We start from the raw sequence: 15823 nt of genomic DNA, 5'->3' as shown, positions 1-15823 counted from the left end.
CCCGTCACCCGCCGGGTCCGGGCCCGTCCCCGGTCCCGGCGCTCCCTTACGGCGCGTCGGCGGCCCGTACTAGGGTTGCCGTGAACGCACTCGCGGGAGCCCGGACGCGACCGGGCTGAGAGGGAGGCTGACGCGGCCTCCGACCGTACGAACCTGATCCGGGTCATGCCGGCGAAGGGAGGGGCTGGACGCCCATGCATCCACCTGCACAGACATCCGTACGGATATCGGCACGAACTCCAGCGGAATCCTCGGTACCGACGGCCGCGCAGCCGTCCGCGGAGACGCCGGGAACCCCCGGCGGAAGCCCGGACGTACTGGTCATCGGCGGCGGCATCATCGGCCTGGTCACCGCCTGGCGGGCGGCCCAGCGCGGGCTGCGCACCGCCGTCGCCGACCCGGACCCCGGGGGCGGCGCCGCCCAGGTCGCGGCCGGGATGCTGGCCGCCGTCACCGAGCTGCACTACGGCGAGCAGACGCTGCTCGGCCTCAACCTGGCCTCCGCGCGCCGCTATCCGGACTTCGCCGCCGAGCTGGCCGGGGCGAGCGGTCTGGACCTCGGGTACCGGCGGTGCGGCACGCTGGCCGTCGCGCTGGACGCCGACGACCGTGCCCACCTGCGCGATCTGCACGCCCTCCAGCGCCGCAGCGGTCTGGAGTCCGAGTGGCTGACCGGGCGCGAGTGCCGGCGCCTGGAGCCGATGCTCGCGCCGGGCGTGCGCGGCGGGCTGCGCGTGGACGGGGACCACCAGGTCGACCCGCGCCGGCTGGCCGCCGCGCTGCTGGCCGCCTGTGAGCGGGCCGGGGTCGCCTTCCACCGCGCCGCCGCCGAGCGGCTGACCGTCGGGCGGGGCCGCGCCACCGGCGCCGAACTGGCCGACGGCAGCCGGATCGCGGCCGGTCAGGTCGTGCTCGCCGCGGGCAGCCGGAGCGGGCAGCTGGCGGGCGTTCCCGAGGAGGTGCTGCCGCCGGTCCGTCCGGTGAAGGGCCAGGTGCTGCGGCTGCGGATGCCGGACGGACTGCCCGGCGGCGTACCGTTCCTGTCCCGTACCGTGCGCGCCGTGGTGCGCGGCGGCCCGCTCTACCTCGTGCCGCGCGAGAACGGCGAGCTGGTCGTCGGCGCGACCAGCGAGGAACTGGGCTGGGACACCACGATCACCGCGGGCGGGGTGTACGAACTGCTGCGGGACGCTCACGAGCTGGTCCCCGGCATCACCGAACTGCCCTTGGTCGAGACCCGCGCCGGGCTGCGTCCCGGTTCTCCGGACAACGCGCCGCTGCTCGGCCCGACCGCGCTGCCCGGTCTGCTGGTGGCGACCGGCCACCACCGCAACGGGGTGCTGCTGACGCCGGTCACGGGCGATGTGATGGCGGCGGCGCTGACCGGCGGCCCGCTGCCCGAGGAAGCCTGGGCGTTCACCCCGGACCGCTTCGCTCCGGACCCGGCCGGCCCCCTCCCGCCGTCCGGTTCCGGTGCCCGGCAGGACCCCGCGCCCGCCTCCGCCCCCCAGGAGCAGCCCGTATGACCGTCACCACGCCCATCACCGTCTCCGTGAACGGCGAGCCCCGGGAGGTCCCCGGCGGATTCACCCTGGACCGGCTCGTCGCCGGGCTCACCACGGCTCCCCGCGGCGTGGCCGCCGCCGTCAACGAGGCGGTGGTGCCGCGCGGCCAGTGGCCCGCCACCGCGCTCGGCGACGGCGACCGCGTCGAGGTCCTCACCGCAGTCCAGGGAGGCTGATCCGTACGCCATGGCCGACGATCTCCTGACCATCGCCGACACCACCTTCGACTCCCGTCTGATCATGGGGACCGGCGGGGCGCCCAGCCTCGACATCCTGGAGCGGGCGCTGCTCGCCTCGGGGACGGAGCTGACGACGGTCGCCATGCGCCGCCTGGACCCGACCGTGCAGGGTTCGGTGCTGTCCGTACTGGAGCGGCACGGCATCCGCGTCCTGCCGAACACCGCGGGCTGCTTCACCGCGGGCGAGGCCGTGCTCACCGCCCGGCTGGCCCGTGAGGCGCTGGGCACCGACTGGGTCAAGCTGGAGGTGGTCGCCGACGAGCGCACCCTGCTGCCGGACCCGGTCGAGCTGCTGGACGCCGCCGAGGCCCTGGTGGACGACGGTTTCACCGTGCTGCCGTACACCAACGACGACCCGGTGCTGGCCCGCAAGCTGGAGGACGTGGGCTGTGCCGCGATCATGCCGCTGGGCTCCCCCATCGGCTCCGGGCTAGGCATCCGCAATCCGCACAACTTCCAGCTGATCACCGAGCGGGCCGGGGTCCCGGTGATCCTGGACGCGGGCGCGGGCACCGCCTCCGACGTCGCCCTGGCCATGGAGCTGGGCTGCGCCGCGGTGATGCTGGCGTCGGCGGTGACCCGCGCGCAGGAGCCCGTGCTGATGGCGGAGGCGATGCGGCACGCGGCCGAGGGCGGCCGGCTGGCGTTCCGGGCGGGGCGGATTCCGCGCCGCCATCACGCGGCGGCCTCCTCGCCCACGGAGGGTGTCGCCGTGCTGGATCCGGAGCGTCCCGCCTTCTGAGAACGGGAGTGTCCCTGGAGGGGATACGGCGGGTGGCGGCTTCCGGGTGCCACCCGCCGCCCGCCGCCCCACACGAAAGGGACATCCCCGCCTATCCCGGCCCGTCCGGCAGCCCGTTCCTGTCACTGTTCGGATGCAATGGCCTGTGGGTCACGGGCAGGGCGTCCGGTGCCGCCGCGGCGGCTCGTAGACTCGTCTGCCGTGGATACGACCCTTCAGGACCCCCTGGTCGGGCAACTGCTCGACGGCCGCTACCAGGTGCAGGCGCGCGTCGCCGCCGGCGGCATGGCCACGGTCTACCGGGCCTTGGACACCCGGCTGGACCGGGTGCTCGCCCTGAAGGTGATGCACCCGTCACTGGCGGCCGACGCCGCGTTCGTCGACCGCTTCATCCGTGAGGCCAAGTCCGCCGCCCGGCTCGACCACCCCAACGTGGTGGGCGTGTACGACCAGGGCACCGACGGTACGTATGTGTATCTGGCGATGGAGTACGTCGCCGGGTGCACGCTGCGCGACGTGCTGCGGGAGCGCGGCGCCCTCCAGCCGCGGGCCGCGCTGGACATCGCCGAGCCGATCCTGGCCGCGCTGGGCGCCGCCCACCGGGCCGGGCTGGTGCACCGCGACATGAAGCCGGAGAACGTGCTGATCGGCGACGACGGCCGGGTCAAGGTCGCCGACTTCGGCCTCGTACGGACCGTGGGCACGAACACCACCGCCTCGACCGGCTCCGTCCTGGGCACGGTCTCCTACCTGGCGCCCGAGCAGATCGAGGACGGTACGGCCGGTCCGCCCGCGGATGTGTACGCGTGCGGTGTCGTGCTGTTCGAGATGCTGACCGGCGGCAAGCCGCACAGCGGCGGCAGCGCGGCCCAGGTGCTCTACCAGCATCTGCACGAGGACGTGCCGGCCCCTTCCACGTACGCGCCCGAGCTGGCGCCGCAGCTGGACGACCTGGTCGCCGTGGCGACCGCGCGCCGCCCCGAGCTGCGCCCCCAGGACGCGGTGACGCTGCTCGCACAGACCCGCACGGTACGGTCCGAGCTGACCGACGCGCAGCTGGACGCGGTGCCGCCGCGGGCCAACGAGGCGCCGGAGGACGGCTCGGGTGCCGGCTCCGAGGACCGTACGAGCGTGCTGCCGCGGATCGCCGTACAGCCGCCGCTGCCGCTGGAGGAGCCGCTGAACCACACCAGCAGGCTGGAGACCCCGCCGCCGGACCCGGCGTCGGCGGCCGAGCGGACCACCCGGCTGCGCCCGGCGGACGCCGCGCCGCGGTCCGGGGCGTGGGCCGGACTGCTGCGGGCCCGGCGCAAGACCGTTTCCGTGGTCGCCGCCGTGCTGCTCGTGCTGGTGGTGGGCGCGGGGGTCTGGTACATCAACTCCGGGCAGTTCACCACCGTCCCGGCCGTGCTGGACATGACACAGGAGAAGGCGGAGCGGACGCTGCGCGCCGAGGGCCTGGAGGTGCAGGTCAAGCGTGACTTCAGCCCGAACGTGGAGCGCGGCCACGTCATGGCCACGGCCCCGGAGAACGGTCAGCGCATCCGCGGTACGGGCACGGTCACCATCACCCTGTCCAAGGGCCCGGAGATCGTCCAGGTGCCCGACCTGGCGGGCACGCCGGTCGCCGACGCCAAGCGCAGGCTGCGCGACCTGGGGCTGACGGTCGGCACGGTGCACAAGAAGTTTTCCGACGAGGTCGCCAAGGGGTCGGTGATCGGCACCGACCCGGCGGCGGGCAGCAAACGGCGCCCGGACACCGCCGTCGCGCTCACCGTCAGCCGCGGCGCCGAGGTCGACGTACCGGACGTCACCGGCCGGGACCGGGCGGACGCCGAGGCCACCCTGCGCGGCGCGGGCTTCGAGGTGAAGATCGCGGACGGCACGGTGCACTCCCCGCACGACAAGGGCAAGGTCGCCCGGCAGTCGCCGGGGCAGGGCAGCAAGCAGGGCCGGGGCGACACCGTCACCCTCACCCTCTCCGAGGGCCCCGAGATGGTCACCGTGCCGGACGTGACGGGCCGGAGCGCCGCCGACGCGAAGCAAGCGCTGTCCGGTGCGGGCTTCGAGGCCGAGGTCAAGAAGCCGTTCCTGTTCCCACGGGACAAGGTGGAGAGCCAGTCGGTCGCGGGCGGCGAGCAGGCGGCGAAGGGCAGCAAGATCACGATCCGGCTGGAGAGCGCGCTGTGAGTCACGGGGCGCGCCCCGTGGACCCCTGGGAGCGCGCCCGGTACGCCTCCGGGAGCGCGCCCCGCGCACGCCTCCCGGGCGCGCTGTGAGCAAGGATGCCCGCCCGCACGCCGGAGCGGGCGCCCGGCACCTGGCACCCTTGACGGGTGAGCATCTCCCCTTCCCCGCAGGACTCCCCGCAGCACGCCCGTGAGCGCAACCCGGTCGGCGGCCATGTGCCGGTGGCCGGCGGTCTGGCCAAGGTCGGCATCCCGTACGCCCGGGACATCGGCGGCGAGGCCGTCCAGGTCTTCGTCGCCAATCCGCGCGGCTGGGCGACCCCGCCCGGCTCGCCGCAGCAGGACGAAGCGTTCCGGGAGGCCTGCGAGCGGGAGACGCTCCCGGTGTTCGTGCACGCGCCCTACCTGATCAATTTCGGCTCGCACACGCCGGAGACGGTCGAGAAGTCCGTGGTCTCGCTGCGCCACTCGCTGCAGCGGGGCCGGGCGATCGGCGCGCGCGGCGTGGTGGTGCACACCGGCTCGGCGACCGGCGGGCGGCCCCGCGCCGAGGCCCTGGCGCAGGTACGCGAACGGGTGCGCCCGCTGCTGGCGGAGCTGACGCACGACGACGACCCGTGGCTGCTGCTGGAGCCGACGGCGGGTCAGGGCGCGTCGCTGTGCGCGCTGGCGGAGGATCTGGGCCCGTACTTCGACGCGCTGGACCGGCACCCGAAGCTGGGCATCTGCCTGGACACCTGCCACGCCTTCGCGGCCGGGCACGACATGGCGGCGCCCGGCGGGATGAAGGCGCTGCTGGACGAGCTGGTCGACGTCGCGGGCGAGGGGCGGCTGAAACTGATCCACGCCAACGACTCCAAGGACGTCGTCGGCGCCCACAAGGACCGGCACGAGAACATCGGCGCCGGGCACATCGGGGCCGGCCCGTTCGGTGAACTGTTCCGGCACCCGGCCACGCTGGGCGTACCGCTGGTGATCGAGACCCCGGGCGGCAAGGAGGGGCACGCGGCGGACGTGGCGCGTCTGAAGGCGCTGCGGAGCCCGGCCGTCTGAGGCAGCGCTCCGGACCGGGCCGTCCCGGCGGCCCCGCGCGCTACAGCTCGGGGCCGTCCCCCGGCTCCTCCTGGTAGGAGTAGCGCTGTTCGCGCCAGGGGTCACCGAGGTTGTGGTAGCCGCGCTCCTCCCAGAAGCCGCGGCGGTCCGCCGTCATGTATTCGATGCCGCGCACCCACTTGGGGCCCTTCCAGGCGTACAGGTGCGGGACGATCAGGCGGACCGGGAAGCCGTGCTCGGCGGTGAGCAGTTCGCCGGAGCGGTGGGTGGCGAACAGTGATTTCGCGTCGGCGAAGTCGGCCAGTTTGAGGTTCGAACTGAATCCGTATTCGGCCCACACCATCACATGGGTGACATCCCCGGCCGGCGGCGCGAGATCGAGAATCGTACGGGTCGAAACCCCGCCCCATTCGGCGCCGAGCATGCTGAACTTCGTGACGCAGTGCATGTCGGCCACGACGGTCGTATGGGGCAGTGCGGAGAATTCCTCGTGGTTCCAGCAGTGCTTGCCGCCGTCCGTGGTGGCACCGAACGCGCGGAACTCCCACCGCTCGGGCCGGAACTTGGGCACCGGGCCGTAGTGCGTGACCGGCCAGCCCCGTTGCAGCCGCTGCCCCGGAGGCAGCTGAGGATGTTCCGCTTCGCGGCTTTCGGGCTGACCCATGCTCTCCATGGTGTCAGACCATCAGGGGTGCCGGTGACCAGGGAGGCAGCGATTCGGGCAACTCGTACTAAGCGTGCACTTACTGGACGCCCAGCTCACGACGGTGCAAGGATGCGCGGCACCTGCCAGTACTCGCGTGGAAGGAGCCCGCTGTCATGCAGGGCGACCCCGAGGTCATCGAATTCCTCAACGAGCAGCTGACCGCCGAGCTGACCGCCATCAATCAGTACTTCCTGCACGCGAAGATGCAGGAGAATTTCGGCTGGACCAAGCTGGCCAAGTACACCCGGCACGAGTCGTTCGACGAGATGAAGCACGCGGAAATCCTCACGGACCGCATTCTCTTCCTGGACGGCCTGCCCAACTATCAGCGGCTCTTCCACGTCCGGGTGGGCCAGACCGTCACCGAGATGTTCCAGGCGGACCGCCAGGTCGAGGTGGAGGCCATCGACCGGCTCAAGCGGGGCATCGAGCTGATGCGGGCCAAGGGGGACATCACCTCGGCCAACATCTTCGAGAGCATCCTGGCCGACGAGGAACACCACATCGACTATCTGGACACCCAGCTGGATCTGATCGAGAAGCTCGGTGAGGCGCTGTATCTCGCCCAGGTGATCGAGCAGCCGGAGGGCTGAGGCGGTCCGCTCCAGCGAACCGTTCCTTCAGCCGGGCCGTACGGCAGAGCGCTCCGGGCCGTCTTCTGATCGGCGCGCGGTGCCCGGGGTGGCTTCAGGCTGCTTCCGGCAGGGCGCCGGGTGCCATGTCGGGTGCCGGGTGGGGCGCGATGTCGTACGGTCCGCGCGTTCCGGCGGCCGCCTCTTCGGACGGCTCGGTGCCGAGCGGTTCGGGGGCGCCCTGGTCGATCAGTTCGCGCCGGGGGCACGCGCCCCGGCCGAGCAGCGCCTGGATGCGGCGGACGCAGCCGCCGCAGTCGGTGCCCGCCTTGCAGGCGGAGGCTATCTGGCGCGGGGTGCAGGCACCGGAGTCCGCGTGGTCACGGACCTGCTGCTCCGTGATGCCGAAGCATGAGCAGACGTACACGCGGGTCACCTCCGTCGACCTGTTCCGCGGTGAGGTTACCCTTACCTTACCCGGGACGAAAGTCCGGTAACAACGGCGATGGGGCGCGAATCCTGTGATCCGCGCCCCATCGGCGTGTCGGTACGGCCCCACGGACCCGTCGGCCTACTGGTCGCGGTACATCTCCGCCACCAGGAACGCCAGGTCCAGCGACTGGCTGCGGTTGAGCCGCGGGTCGCAGGCGGTCTCGTAGCGCTGGTGCAGGTCGTCGACGAAGATCTCGTCGCCGCCGCCCACGCACTCGGTGACATCGTCGCCGGTCAGCTCGACGTGGATGCCGCCCGGGTGCGTACCGAGGCCCTTGTGGACCTCGAAGAAGCCCTTGACCTCGTCCAGTACATCGTCGAAGCGCCGGGTCTTGTGCCCGGAGGCGGCCTCGAAGGTGTTGCCGTGCATCGGGTCGCAGATCCAGGCGACCTGGGCGCCGGTGGCGGTGACCTTCTCGACCAGCTCGGGCAGCTTGTCGCGGATCTTGTCCGCGCCCATCCGGGTGATGAAGGTCAGCCGGCCCGGCTCGCGGTCCGGGTCGAGGCGCTCGATGAGCGTGAGCGCATCTTCGGCGGTCGTCGTCGGGCCCAGCTTGACGCCGATCGGGTTGCGGATACGGGAGGCGAACTCCAGGTGCGCGCCGTCCAGTTGGCGGGTGCGCTCACCGATCCAGACCATGTGGCCCGAGACGTCGTAGAGGTTTCCGGTACGGGAGTCGGTCCGGGTCAGCGCGGACTCGTAGTCCAGGACCAGCGCCTCGTGGGAGGCGTAGAACTCGACGGTCTTGAACTCCTCCGGGTCCACCCCGCAGGCGTTCATGAAGTTCAGCGCCCGGTCGATCTCGCGCGCCAGCGCTTCGTAGCGCTGCCCGGACGGCGAGGACTTCACGAAGTCCTGGTTCCAGGCGTGGACCTGGCGCAGGTCGGCGTAGCCGCCGGTGGTGAAGGCCCGGACGAGGTTCAGCGTCGCGGCGGAGGCGTGGTACATCCGCTTGAGGCGCTGCGGGTCCGGGATGCGGGCCGCCTCGGTGAACTCGAAGCCGTTGACGGAGTCGCCGCGGTAGGTCGGCAGCGTCACGCCGCCGCGGGTCTCGGTGGGCTTGGAGCGCGGCTTGCTGTACTGGCCCGCGATCCGGCCGACCTTGACGACCGGGACCGACCCGGCGTACGTGAGGACCGCGCCCATCTGGAGCAGGGTCTTGAGCTTGTTGCGGATGTGCTCGGCCGAGACGGCGTCGAACGCCTCCGCGCAGTCGCCGCCCTGGAGCAGGAACGCCTCACCACGGGCGACCGCTCCCAGGCGCTCGCGCAGCTGGTCGCACTCGCCGGCGAAGACGAGCGGCGGATAGGACTCCAGCTCCGCGATCACATCGCGCAGAGCCTCTTGGTCCGGCCATTCAGGCTGCTGCGCCGCGGGCAGGTCTCGCCAGGTGTTGCCACCGGCATGGATTTCAGCGTTCACGGTCACGCGTCAACTTTACGGGGTCCGGACGGGGGTCCATCTCGCCGACCGGGATGTGAGACGAAGGTCCCACTCCGACGGCCCGCGTGAAGAGGGGACTCAGTCCGGCACGGAGTCCTCCGGGGTGCCGCGGGCGATGGCGGCCAGCGTGTCCAGCGCGTACGCCAGGTCGTCGGGGGCGGGCGCGGCGAGAGCGACGCGGATGGCGTTGGGGGCGGGCGCGGCGCTGTGCGTGCCCTCCGGGCCGACGGCGAACGCGGCGGCCGGGGTGACGGCGATGCCGCGCCGGGCGGCGGCCGCGAGGAAGGTCTCGGCCCGCCACCCCTGCGGCAGCTCCCACCAGGCGAAATAGGAGGCCGGGTCGGCCCGTACCCGGAAGCCGGCCAGGCGCTCGCGCAGCAGTGTCTGGCGGTCGGCGGCGTCCCGGCGCTTGGCCTCGACGATCGTCGTGACCACGCCGTCGTGCAGCCAGCGGACCGTGGCGTTCAGGGCGAAGGCGCCGGCCGTCCAGCCGCCGGAGCGCAGGGCGGCGGCGACCCGTTCGGCGTGCGCGGGCGGCGCCAGCACGAACCCGGTGGTCAGGCCGGGCGCCAGGCGTTTGGACAGACTGTCGACCAGGAGCGTGCGCTCGGGCGCCAGGGCGGCCAGCGGCGGGAGCCCGGCCTGCCGGCCGTCGTCGAGGAGGAAGGACCAGACGGCGTCCTCGACGGCCCACAGGTCCAGTGCGCGCAGCGTCTCGGCCAGCTCGGCGCGGCGCCCGGCGGGCATGGTCACGCCGAGCGGGTTGTGCAGCGTCGGCTGGAGGTAGACGGCGTGCAGCGGGGTGCCGCGGTGGGCCGCCCGTACGGCGTCCGGGTGCAGGCCGTCCTCGTCGGCGGCCAGCGGTACGAGGGTGACCCCGAGGCGGGCGGCGATGGACTTGACCAGCGGATACGTGAGCGCTTCGACGCCGAGGCGCCCGCCGGGCGGCACCAGCGCGGCGAGCGCCCCGGCGATGGCCTGCCGGCCGTTGCCCGCGAACAGCAGGCCCGCGGGGTCGGGGCGCAGGTCCGCGCGGCCGAGGAGGGCAGCGAAGGCCTCGCGGGCGGGCGCGGAGCCGGTGGCGGGGGTCACGGTCAGGGCGGCGCTCAGCACGTCGGGGCGGAGCAGGGGCTCCAGCCCGCGGGCGAGGAGGGCGGCCTGTCCGGGGACCTCGGGGTAGTTGAGTTCGAGGTTGACGCGGGTGCGGCGGGCGGGGTCGGCGGGTTCGGCGAGCGCGGGTCCGGGGGCGTGCTGGGCGGCGCGTACGTAGGTGCCGCGGCCGACCTCGCCGACGGTCAGTCCGCGGCGGGCCAGCTCGCGGTAGACGCGGGTGGCGGTGGAGTTGGCGATGCCGTGGGCGCGGGCGAAGGCGCGCTGGGTGGCGAGGCGGTCGCCGGGGCGCAGGCGGCCGGCGGCGATGTCGGCGGCGACGGCGTCGGCGATGCGCTGGTAGTCCTCCACGGGCCCTCCCGGCCGTCGCGAGTCCTGCACTCCGCATTGCACCGAGTGCAATGTTTTTATTGCACTGAGATGATGCCCGCCCTAGCATCGAGCCGTCAACAGGCCGGCCGCCGAAAGCACCGACGAACAGGGGCGAGTTGTGCTGCGTACAGCTGCCGTCAACGGCATCACCACCGCGTACGAGGACACCGGCGGCGCGGGTGGAGAAACGATTCTTCTGATCCATGGGCACCCCTTCGACCACACGATGTGGGCCCCGCAGACCGCCGCGCTGGCCGCCGCCGGACACCGCGTCCTCGTACCGGACCTGCGCGGCTACGGCGCCTCCCGGGCCGTACCGGGCACGACCCGCCTGGAGACCTTCGCGGCCGACCTCGCCGCACTCCTGGACCACCTGGCGGTGCCGGACCGGATCGTCCTCGGCGGTCTGTCCATGGGCGGCCAGATCGCCATGGAATGCGCCCGCCGCTTCCCGGAGCGGCTGCGCGCCCTCGTCCTCGCGGACACCTTCGCCCGCGCCGAGACCCCCGAAGGGCACCGGGCACGCAACGCCATGGCCGACCGGCTGCTCCGCGAAGGAATGCGCGGCTACACGGAAGAGGTCCTGGACAAGATGGTCTCGCCACGCACCATCGCCGCCCGGCCCGCCGCCGCGGAACACGTACGGCGCATGATGCTCGGCACGCCGCCCGAGGGCGCTGCCGCCGCACTGCGCGGCCGCGCGGAACGTCCCGACTACACCGGTTCGCTGGCCCGGCTCGCCGTACCGGCCCTCGTCCTGGTCGGCCGCGACGACACCTACACCCCGGTCGCCGACGCCGAGTTCCTGCGCGACCGCATCCCGGACGCGCGCCTGGCCGTCATCGAGGACGCCGCCCATCTGCCCAACCTGGAACAGCCGCACGCCTTCAACGCCGCGCTGACCGCGTTCCTCGGGACGCTCCCCGCCGTGCCGTCCACGCCACCGCCCGGGCAGCCCGCCGTCGGGTAGGGTGACGCCCATGCACGCGCAACCGGCCATGAACATGAACTGGTGGTGGACCGCTCAACCGGCGGCCCACTGATCGCGCGTACCCACTGACATCGCGAAGGCCGCCCGAGGGGCGGCCTTCCGTGTTGTGCGGGCCGTTCCTCCCCTCCCGGAAGGAACCGCCGCCATGCCTCGCTCCACCACCGACGTCCTGCGACGCCTGCTGACCCCCGGCTGCCCGCCGTTCGCCCTGCTGCACCGCCGTACGCCCGGCCGGCCCGCCGCCGGCACCGTCGAGGTGCTGGTCGGCGAGGTGACCGAGGTGCCGCGGCTGGATGGCATCCCGCTCGGCGACGGCGTACCGGAGGGCGGCGCGGCGGTCACCGACGCGCTGGCGCTGGTGCCGTTCCGGCAGATCCGCGAGCGCGGCTTCGACGTGCGCGACGACGGCACACCGCTGGCGGTGCTGCGCCCAAAGGAGGCGTACGAGCTGCCGCTGGACGAGGTGCTGGCGGAACTCCCCGCCCATGAGGTGGCGGTGCAGGGCGGCGCCTTCGACGTGGACGACGACGCGTACGCCGGGATCGTCGAGCGCGTCCTGCGGGACGAGATCGGCACCGGCGAGGGCGCCAACTTCGTCATCCGGCGCACGTTCCAGGGCGACATCCCCGGCTTCGGCGCGCCCGACGCGCTGGCCCTGTTCCGGCGGCTGCTGGCCGGCGAGCGCGGCGCCTACTGGACGTACGTCGTGCACCGGCCGGGCGTGCGCACGCTGGTCGGCGCCAGCCCCGAGGTGCACGTACGGATGTCCGGCGGGACGGTCGTGATGAACCCGATCAGCGGCACCTACCGCTACCCGGCCGAGGGGCCGAGCCCCGAGCACCTGCTGGAGTTCCTGGGCGACCGCAAGGAGGTGGAGGAGCTGTCCATGGTCGTCGACGAGGAGCTGAAGATGATGTGCACCGTCGGCGACAAGGGCGGTGTGGTGGTCGGGCCGCGCCTCAAGGAGATGGCGCACCTCGCGCACACGGAGTACGAGCTGCGCGGGCGCTCCTCGCTCGATGTGCGGGAGGTGCTGAAGGAGACGATGTTCGCGGCGACCGTGGTCGGCTCGCCGGTGCAGAACGCCTGCCGGGTCATCGAGCGGCACGAGGTGGGCGGGCGCGGCTACTACGCCGGGGCGCTGGCACTGATCGGGCGGGACGCGGGCGGCGCGCAGACGCTGGACTCGCCGATCCTGATCCGTACGGCGGACATCGGCGCGGACGGCGGGCTGCGGGTGGCGGTCGGCGCCACGCTCGTACGGGCCTCCGAACCGCGCGCCGAGGTCGCCGAGACGCACGCCAAGGCCGCCGGGGTGCTGACCGCGCTCGGCGCGCGCCCCGCGCCGGAGCGCGGGGAGGCGAACGCCGGGCGGCCCCGGCTGGCCGACGACCCGCGGGTACGGGCCGCGCTCGACGCCCGCCGCGCCGACCTCGCGCCCTTCTGGCTGCGCATGCAGAGCAGCGCGCCGACCGCCGCGCTGTCCGGCCACGCCCTGGTGATCGACGCCGAGGACACCTTCACCGCGATGCTGGCGCACCTGCTGCGCACCTCGGGGCTGACGGTGACCGTGCGCCGGTACGACGAGCCGGGGCTGCGGGCGGCCGCGGCGGCCCACGAGGGGCCGGTCGTGCTCGGCCCCGGCCCCGGCGACCCGTCGGACGCCGCCGACCCGAAGATGCGGCTGCTGCGGGCGCTGACCGCGGAGCTGGTCCGCGACCACCGGTACGGCCTGCTCGGTGTCTGCCTGGGCCATGAGCTGATCGCCGCGGAGCTGGGCCTGGAGACCGTGCGCAAGGAGGTGCCGTTCCAGGGCGCGCAGGAGCGCATCGACTTCTTCGGCCGCCCGGAGACCGTCGGCTTCTACAACACCTTCACGGCCCGCTGCGACGAGGCGGCGGTGGCCGAACTGGCCATGCACCGGGTCGAGCTGAGCCGGGATGCGGACTCCGGCGAGGTGCACGCGCTGCGCGGTCCGGGCTTCGCGGGGGTGCAGTTCCACCCGGAGTCCGTGCTGACGCTGGACGGGGCGGCGATCACCGCACAGCTGCTGGCCGCTGTCCTGGTGTGACGAGGAGGTTCTCGTTGGTGCGGCCGGCCAGGTAGTCCTCGACGTTGCGGACGGTGGCGTCGATGATCTGGCCGACCGCGTCCTCCGTGAAGTACGCCTGGTGCGAGGTGACCAGCACGTTCCCGAAGGTCATCAGGCGGGCCAGGGTGTCGTCGTGGATGACCTCCAGGGACTTGTCGAAGAAGAAGAGCCCGGCTTCCTCCTCGTAGACGTCCAGGCCCACGCCGGAGAGCCGGCCGGCCTTGAGGGTCTCCACGAGCGCCGCGGTGTCGACGAGGCCGCCGCGGCTGGAGTTGACCAGGATCGCGTCGTCCTTCATGGCGGCCAGCGCGGCCGCGTCGATGAGGTGGCGGGTGGACTCCATCAGCGGCACGTGCAGGCTGATCAGGTCCGACTCGGCGAACAGCCGGTCCTGGCCGACGTAGGTCATGCCCAGTTCGGTGCAGCGGGGGTTCTCGGCGATGTCCCAGCCCAGCAGGTTCATCCCGAAGCCGTGGGCGATCCGGGTGAACGCCTCGCCGATCTTGCCGGTGCCGAGCACGCCGGCGGTACGCCCGTGCAGGTCGCGGCCGAGCAGCCCGTCGAGGCGGAAGTCGAAGTTGCGGGTGCGGTTGGCGGCCCGGACGATCCGGCGGTTGACGGCCATCGCCAGGCCCCAGGCGAACTCCGCGACCGAGTACGGCGAGTAGGCGGAGACCCGGCCGACGGTCAGGCCCAGGTCGGCCGCGGCCTCCAGGTCGATGTTGTTGTAGCCGGTGGCGCGCTGGGCGATCATCTTCGTGCCGCCCGCCGACAGCTCCTGGATCACCTCGGCGTTCAGGTCGGCGTTGACGCTGACGCTGACGACCTCGTAGCCCGCGGCGATCGGGGCGGTGTCGCGGTTGAGGAAGACGTCGAGGCAGCGGACCTGGTGGCGGCCGGCGAAGGCCTTCACCAGCAGCGGCCGCTCGTCCGCCTGCACGCCGAACGCGATGATCTCCACGGGGTCTCCCGACGTTGCCGTTTCTCCGGTCCGGCCACCGGCACCCGCTTTGGGGCATATGCGGTGACACGGCCGAATATACGGCGCGGGGCGCGGCCCGGCCGCCCGCCCGGCGCGCACGGCGACATCGGGCGCGTACGACGGTGTGCGGACGTACCCAGCGGCGCACGGGCGCGCACGGCGGGATGCGGACGCGCACAGCGGTGTGCGGCGGGACCGCCGTCCGCCGGTCCGGCCGCACCCCGCCCACCGGGTCAGCCGAAGAAGACCCCGACCTCCGCGTACAGCCGCGGGTCGACGGTCTTGAGCTTCGCGGTCGCCTCCGCCAGCGGCACCCGGACGATGTCCGTGCCGCGCAGGGCGACCATCGTCCCGTAGTCCCCGTCGCGCACCGCGTCGATCGCGTGCAGCCCGAAGCGGGTGGCCAGCCAGCGGTCGAAGGCGCTGGGCGTGCCGCCGCGCTGGGTGTGGCCGAGCACCGTCGTCCGGGCCTCCTTGCCCGTACGCTCCTCGATCTCCTTGGCCAGCCACTCGCCCACGCCGGACAGCCGCACATGCCCGAACGAGTCCTTCGACCCGTCCTTGAGGACCATCTGGCCGTCCTTGGGCATGGCGCCCTCGGCGACCACCACGATCGGCGCGTACCGGACCTTGAAGCGGGACTCGATCCAGGCGCAGACCTGGTCGACGTCGAAGCGCTGCTCGGGGATGAGGATGACGTTGGCGCCGCCCGCCAGGCCGGAGTGCAGCGCGATCCAGCCCGCGTGCCGGCCCATGACCTCGACGACCAGGACGCGCATGTGCGATTCGGCGGTGGTGTGCAGCCGGTCGATGGCCTCGGTGGCGACGCCGACGGCGGTGTCGAAACCGAAGGTGTAGTCGGTGGCGGACAGGTCGTTGTCGATCGTCTTGGGCACGCCGACGCAGGGCACGCCGTACTCGCCGGAGAGCCGGGCGGCGACGCCGAGGGTGTCCTCGCCGCCGATCGTGATCAGCGCCTCGACCTCCTCCTTGGCGAGGGTGTCCTTGATCCGGCGGACGCCGTCGTCCTGCTGGAGCGGGTTGGTCCGCGAGGAGCCGAGGATCGTGCCGCCGCGGGGCAGGATGCCGCGCACGGCGGGAATGTCGAGCGGTACCGTGTCGCCCTCCAAGGGACCGCGCCAGCCGTCCCGGAAGCCGACGAAGTCGTAGCCGTACTCCTGGACGCCCTTGCGCACCACGCCTCGGATGACCGCGTTGAGACCGGGGCAGTCACCGCCGCCGGTCAGTACTCCGACCCGCATCGCTTCTTCACC

Annotated in this window: 14 protein-coding genes and 1 riboswitch; of the genes, 8 read left to right on the top strand and 6 right to left on the bottom strand. The window is 73.0% G+C overall.

All coding sequences use genetic code 11. The features are described 5' to 3' along the window. The first annotated feature begins 82 nt into the window (after positions 1 to 82). A riboswitch (TPP riboswitch) is annotated at positions 83 to 197 on the top strand. The 5 genes from thiO to ACZ53K_RS02370 all read left to right on the top strand — a co-directional run bounded on the left by thiO (position 195) and on the right by ACZ53K_RS02370 (position 5788). After that, the gene (thiO, locus tag ACZ53K_RS02390; protein ID WP_468830985.1) at positions 195 to 1526 is read left to right on the top strand and encodes a glycine oxidase ThiO; all 1332 of its coding nucleotides are present in this window, start codon (positions 195 to 197) and stop codon (positions 1524 to 1526) included. Its footprint overlaps the riboswitch before it by 3 nt. Next, entirely contained in the window at positions 1523 to 1741 is a 219-nt protein-coding gene (thiS, locus tag ACZ53K_RS02385) for a sulfur carrier protein ThiS (RefSeq protein ID WP_468830982.1), read from the top strand. Before thiO ends, thiS begins: the two co-directional genes overlap by 4 nt. 10 nt (positions 1742 to 1751) lie before the next feature. After that, a complete protein-coding gene (locus tag ACZ53K_RS02380) occupies positions 1752 to 2546 on the top strand; it encodes a thiazole synthase (protein WP_468830979.1) in 795 nt (264 codons plus the stop codon). Positions 2547 to 2747: 201 nt separating this feature from the next. Beyond that, positions 2748 to 4736, top strand: a complete 1989-nt coding sequence (gene pknB / locus ACZ53K_RS02375) for a Stk1 family PASTA domain-containing Ser/Thr kinase (protein ID WP_468830976.1) — start codon at positions 2748 to 2750, stop codon at positions 4734 to 4736. A 146-nt stretch (positions 4737 to 4882) separates the two neighbouring features. Then, positions 4883 to 5788 carry a deoxyribonuclease IV gene (locus ACZ53K_RS02370; RefSeq protein ID WP_468830974.1) on the top strand — a complete coding sequence of 302 codons (906 nt, stop codon included), beginning with the start codon at positions 4883 to 4885 and terminating at the stop codon, positions 5786 to 5788. Between the two features lie 40 nt (positions 5789 to 5828). Here ACZ53K_RS02370 and ACZ53K_RS02365 read toward each other — a convergent pair whose 3' ends face one another. After that, the gene (locus ACZ53K_RS02365; RefSeq protein WP_468830971.1) at positions 5829 to 6452 is read right to left on the bottom strand and encodes a sulfite oxidase-like oxidoreductase; all 624 of its coding nucleotides are present in this window, start codon (positions 6450 to 6452) and stop codon (positions 5829 to 5831) included. Between the two features lie 155 nt (positions 6453 to 6607). Here ACZ53K_RS02365 and bfr point away from each other — a divergent pair, with 155 nt between their 5' ends. Beyond that, positions 6608 to 7087, top strand: coding sequence for a bacterioferritin (gene bfr, locus ACZ53K_RS02360; RefSeq protein WP_468830968.1), 480 nt, complete (start codon positions 6608 to 6610; stop codon positions 7085 to 7087). A 94-nt stretch (positions 7088 to 7181) separates the two neighbouring features. Here bfr and ACZ53K_RS02355 read toward each other — a convergent pair whose 3' ends face one another. The 3 genes from ACZ53K_RS02355 to ACZ53K_RS02345 all read right to left on the bottom strand — a co-directional run bounded on the left by ACZ53K_RS02355 (position 7182) and on the right by ACZ53K_RS02345 (position 10463). After that, positions 7182 to 7493 (bottom strand): (2Fe-2S)-binding protein, encoded by a 312-nt coding sequence (locus ACZ53K_RS02355; RefSeq protein WP_468830965.1) that lies wholly within the window; start codon positions 7491 to 7493, stop codon positions 7182 to 7184. A gap of 144 nt (positions 7494 to 7637) precedes the next feature. Then, positions 7638 to 8987: a class II 3-deoxy-7-phosphoheptulonate synthase gene (locus tag ACZ53K_RS02350; protein WP_468830962.1), complete on the bottom strand. Its 1350-nt coding sequence runs from the start codon at positions 8985 to 8987 to the stop codon at positions 7638 to 7640. 93 nt (positions 8988 to 9080) lie between these two features. Continuing rightward, positions 9081 to 10463, bottom strand: coding sequence for an aminotransferase-like domain-containing protein (locus ACZ53K_RS02345; protein ID WP_468830959.1), 1383 nt, complete (start codon positions 10461 to 10463; stop codon positions 9081 to 9083). Between the two features lie 139 nt (positions 10464 to 10602). Here ACZ53K_RS02345 and ACZ53K_RS02340 point away from each other — a divergent pair, with 139 nt between their 5' ends. Both ACZ53K_RS02340 and ACZ53K_RS02335 read left to right on the top strand, forming a co-directional pair. Then, entirely contained in the window at positions 10603 to 11454 is an 852-nt protein-coding gene (locus tag ACZ53K_RS02340) for an alpha/beta fold hydrolase (RefSeq protein ID WP_468830956.1), read from the top strand. Between the two features lie 166 nt (positions 11455 to 11620). Then, a complete protein-coding gene (locus ACZ53K_RS02335) occupies positions 11621 to 13546 on the top strand; it encodes an anthranilate synthase family protein (protein ID WP_468830953.1) in 1926 nt (641 codons plus the stop codon). Here the strand turns inward: ACZ53K_RS02335 and ACZ53K_RS02330 are convergent. Continuing rightward, positions 13512 to 14528 carry a 2-hydroxyacid dehydrogenase gene (locus ACZ53K_RS02330; RefSeq protein WP_468830950.1) on the bottom strand — a complete coding sequence of 339 codons (1017 nt, stop codon included), beginning with the start codon at positions 14526 to 14528 and terminating at the stop codon, positions 13512 to 13514. The two genes, ACZ53K_RS02335 and ACZ53K_RS02330, sit on opposite strands and share 35 nt — an antisense overlap. A 254-nt stretch (positions 14529 to 14782) precedes the next feature. Beyond that, positions 14783 to 15811 (bottom strand): 6-phosphofructokinase, encoded by a 1029-nt coding sequence (locus ACZ53K_RS02325; protein WP_468830947.1) that lies wholly within the window; start codon positions 15809 to 15811, stop codon positions 14783 to 14785. Positions 15812 to 15823 lie beyond the last annotated feature (12 nt).

The organism is Streptomyces sp. NPDC033221 (assembly GCF_055577005.1).
This window is presented reverse-complemented; position numbering and strand designations above follow the sequence as displayed.

Coding starts and splice junctions, on each gene's coding strand:
- thiO (WP_468830985.1), top strand. CDS start 195: ATGCATCCACCTGCACAGACATCCGTACGGATATCGGCACGAACTCCA.
- thiS (WP_468830982.1), top strand. CDS start 1,523: ATGACCGTCACCACGCCCATCACCGTCTCCGTGAACGGCGAGCCCCGG.
- ACZ53K_RS02380 (WP_468830979.1), top strand. CDS start 1,752: ATGGCCGACGATCTCCTGACCATCGCCGACACCACCTTCGACTCCCGT.
- ACZ53K_RS02365 (WP_468830971.1), bottom strand. CDS start 6,452: ATGGGTCAGCCCGAAAGCCGCGAAGCGGAACATCCTCAGCTGCCTCCG.
- bfr (WP_468830968.1), top strand. CDS start 6,608: ATGCAGGGCGACCCCGAGGTCATCGAATTCCTCAACGAGCAGCTGACC.
- ACZ53K_RS02335 (WP_468830953.1), top strand. CDS start 11,621: ATGCCTCGCTCCACCACCGACGTCCTGCGACGCCTGCTGACCCCCGGC.
- ACZ53K_RS02325 (WP_468830947.1), bottom strand. CDS start 15,811: ATGCGGGTCGGAGTACTGACCGGCGGCGGTGACTGCCCCGGTCTCAAC.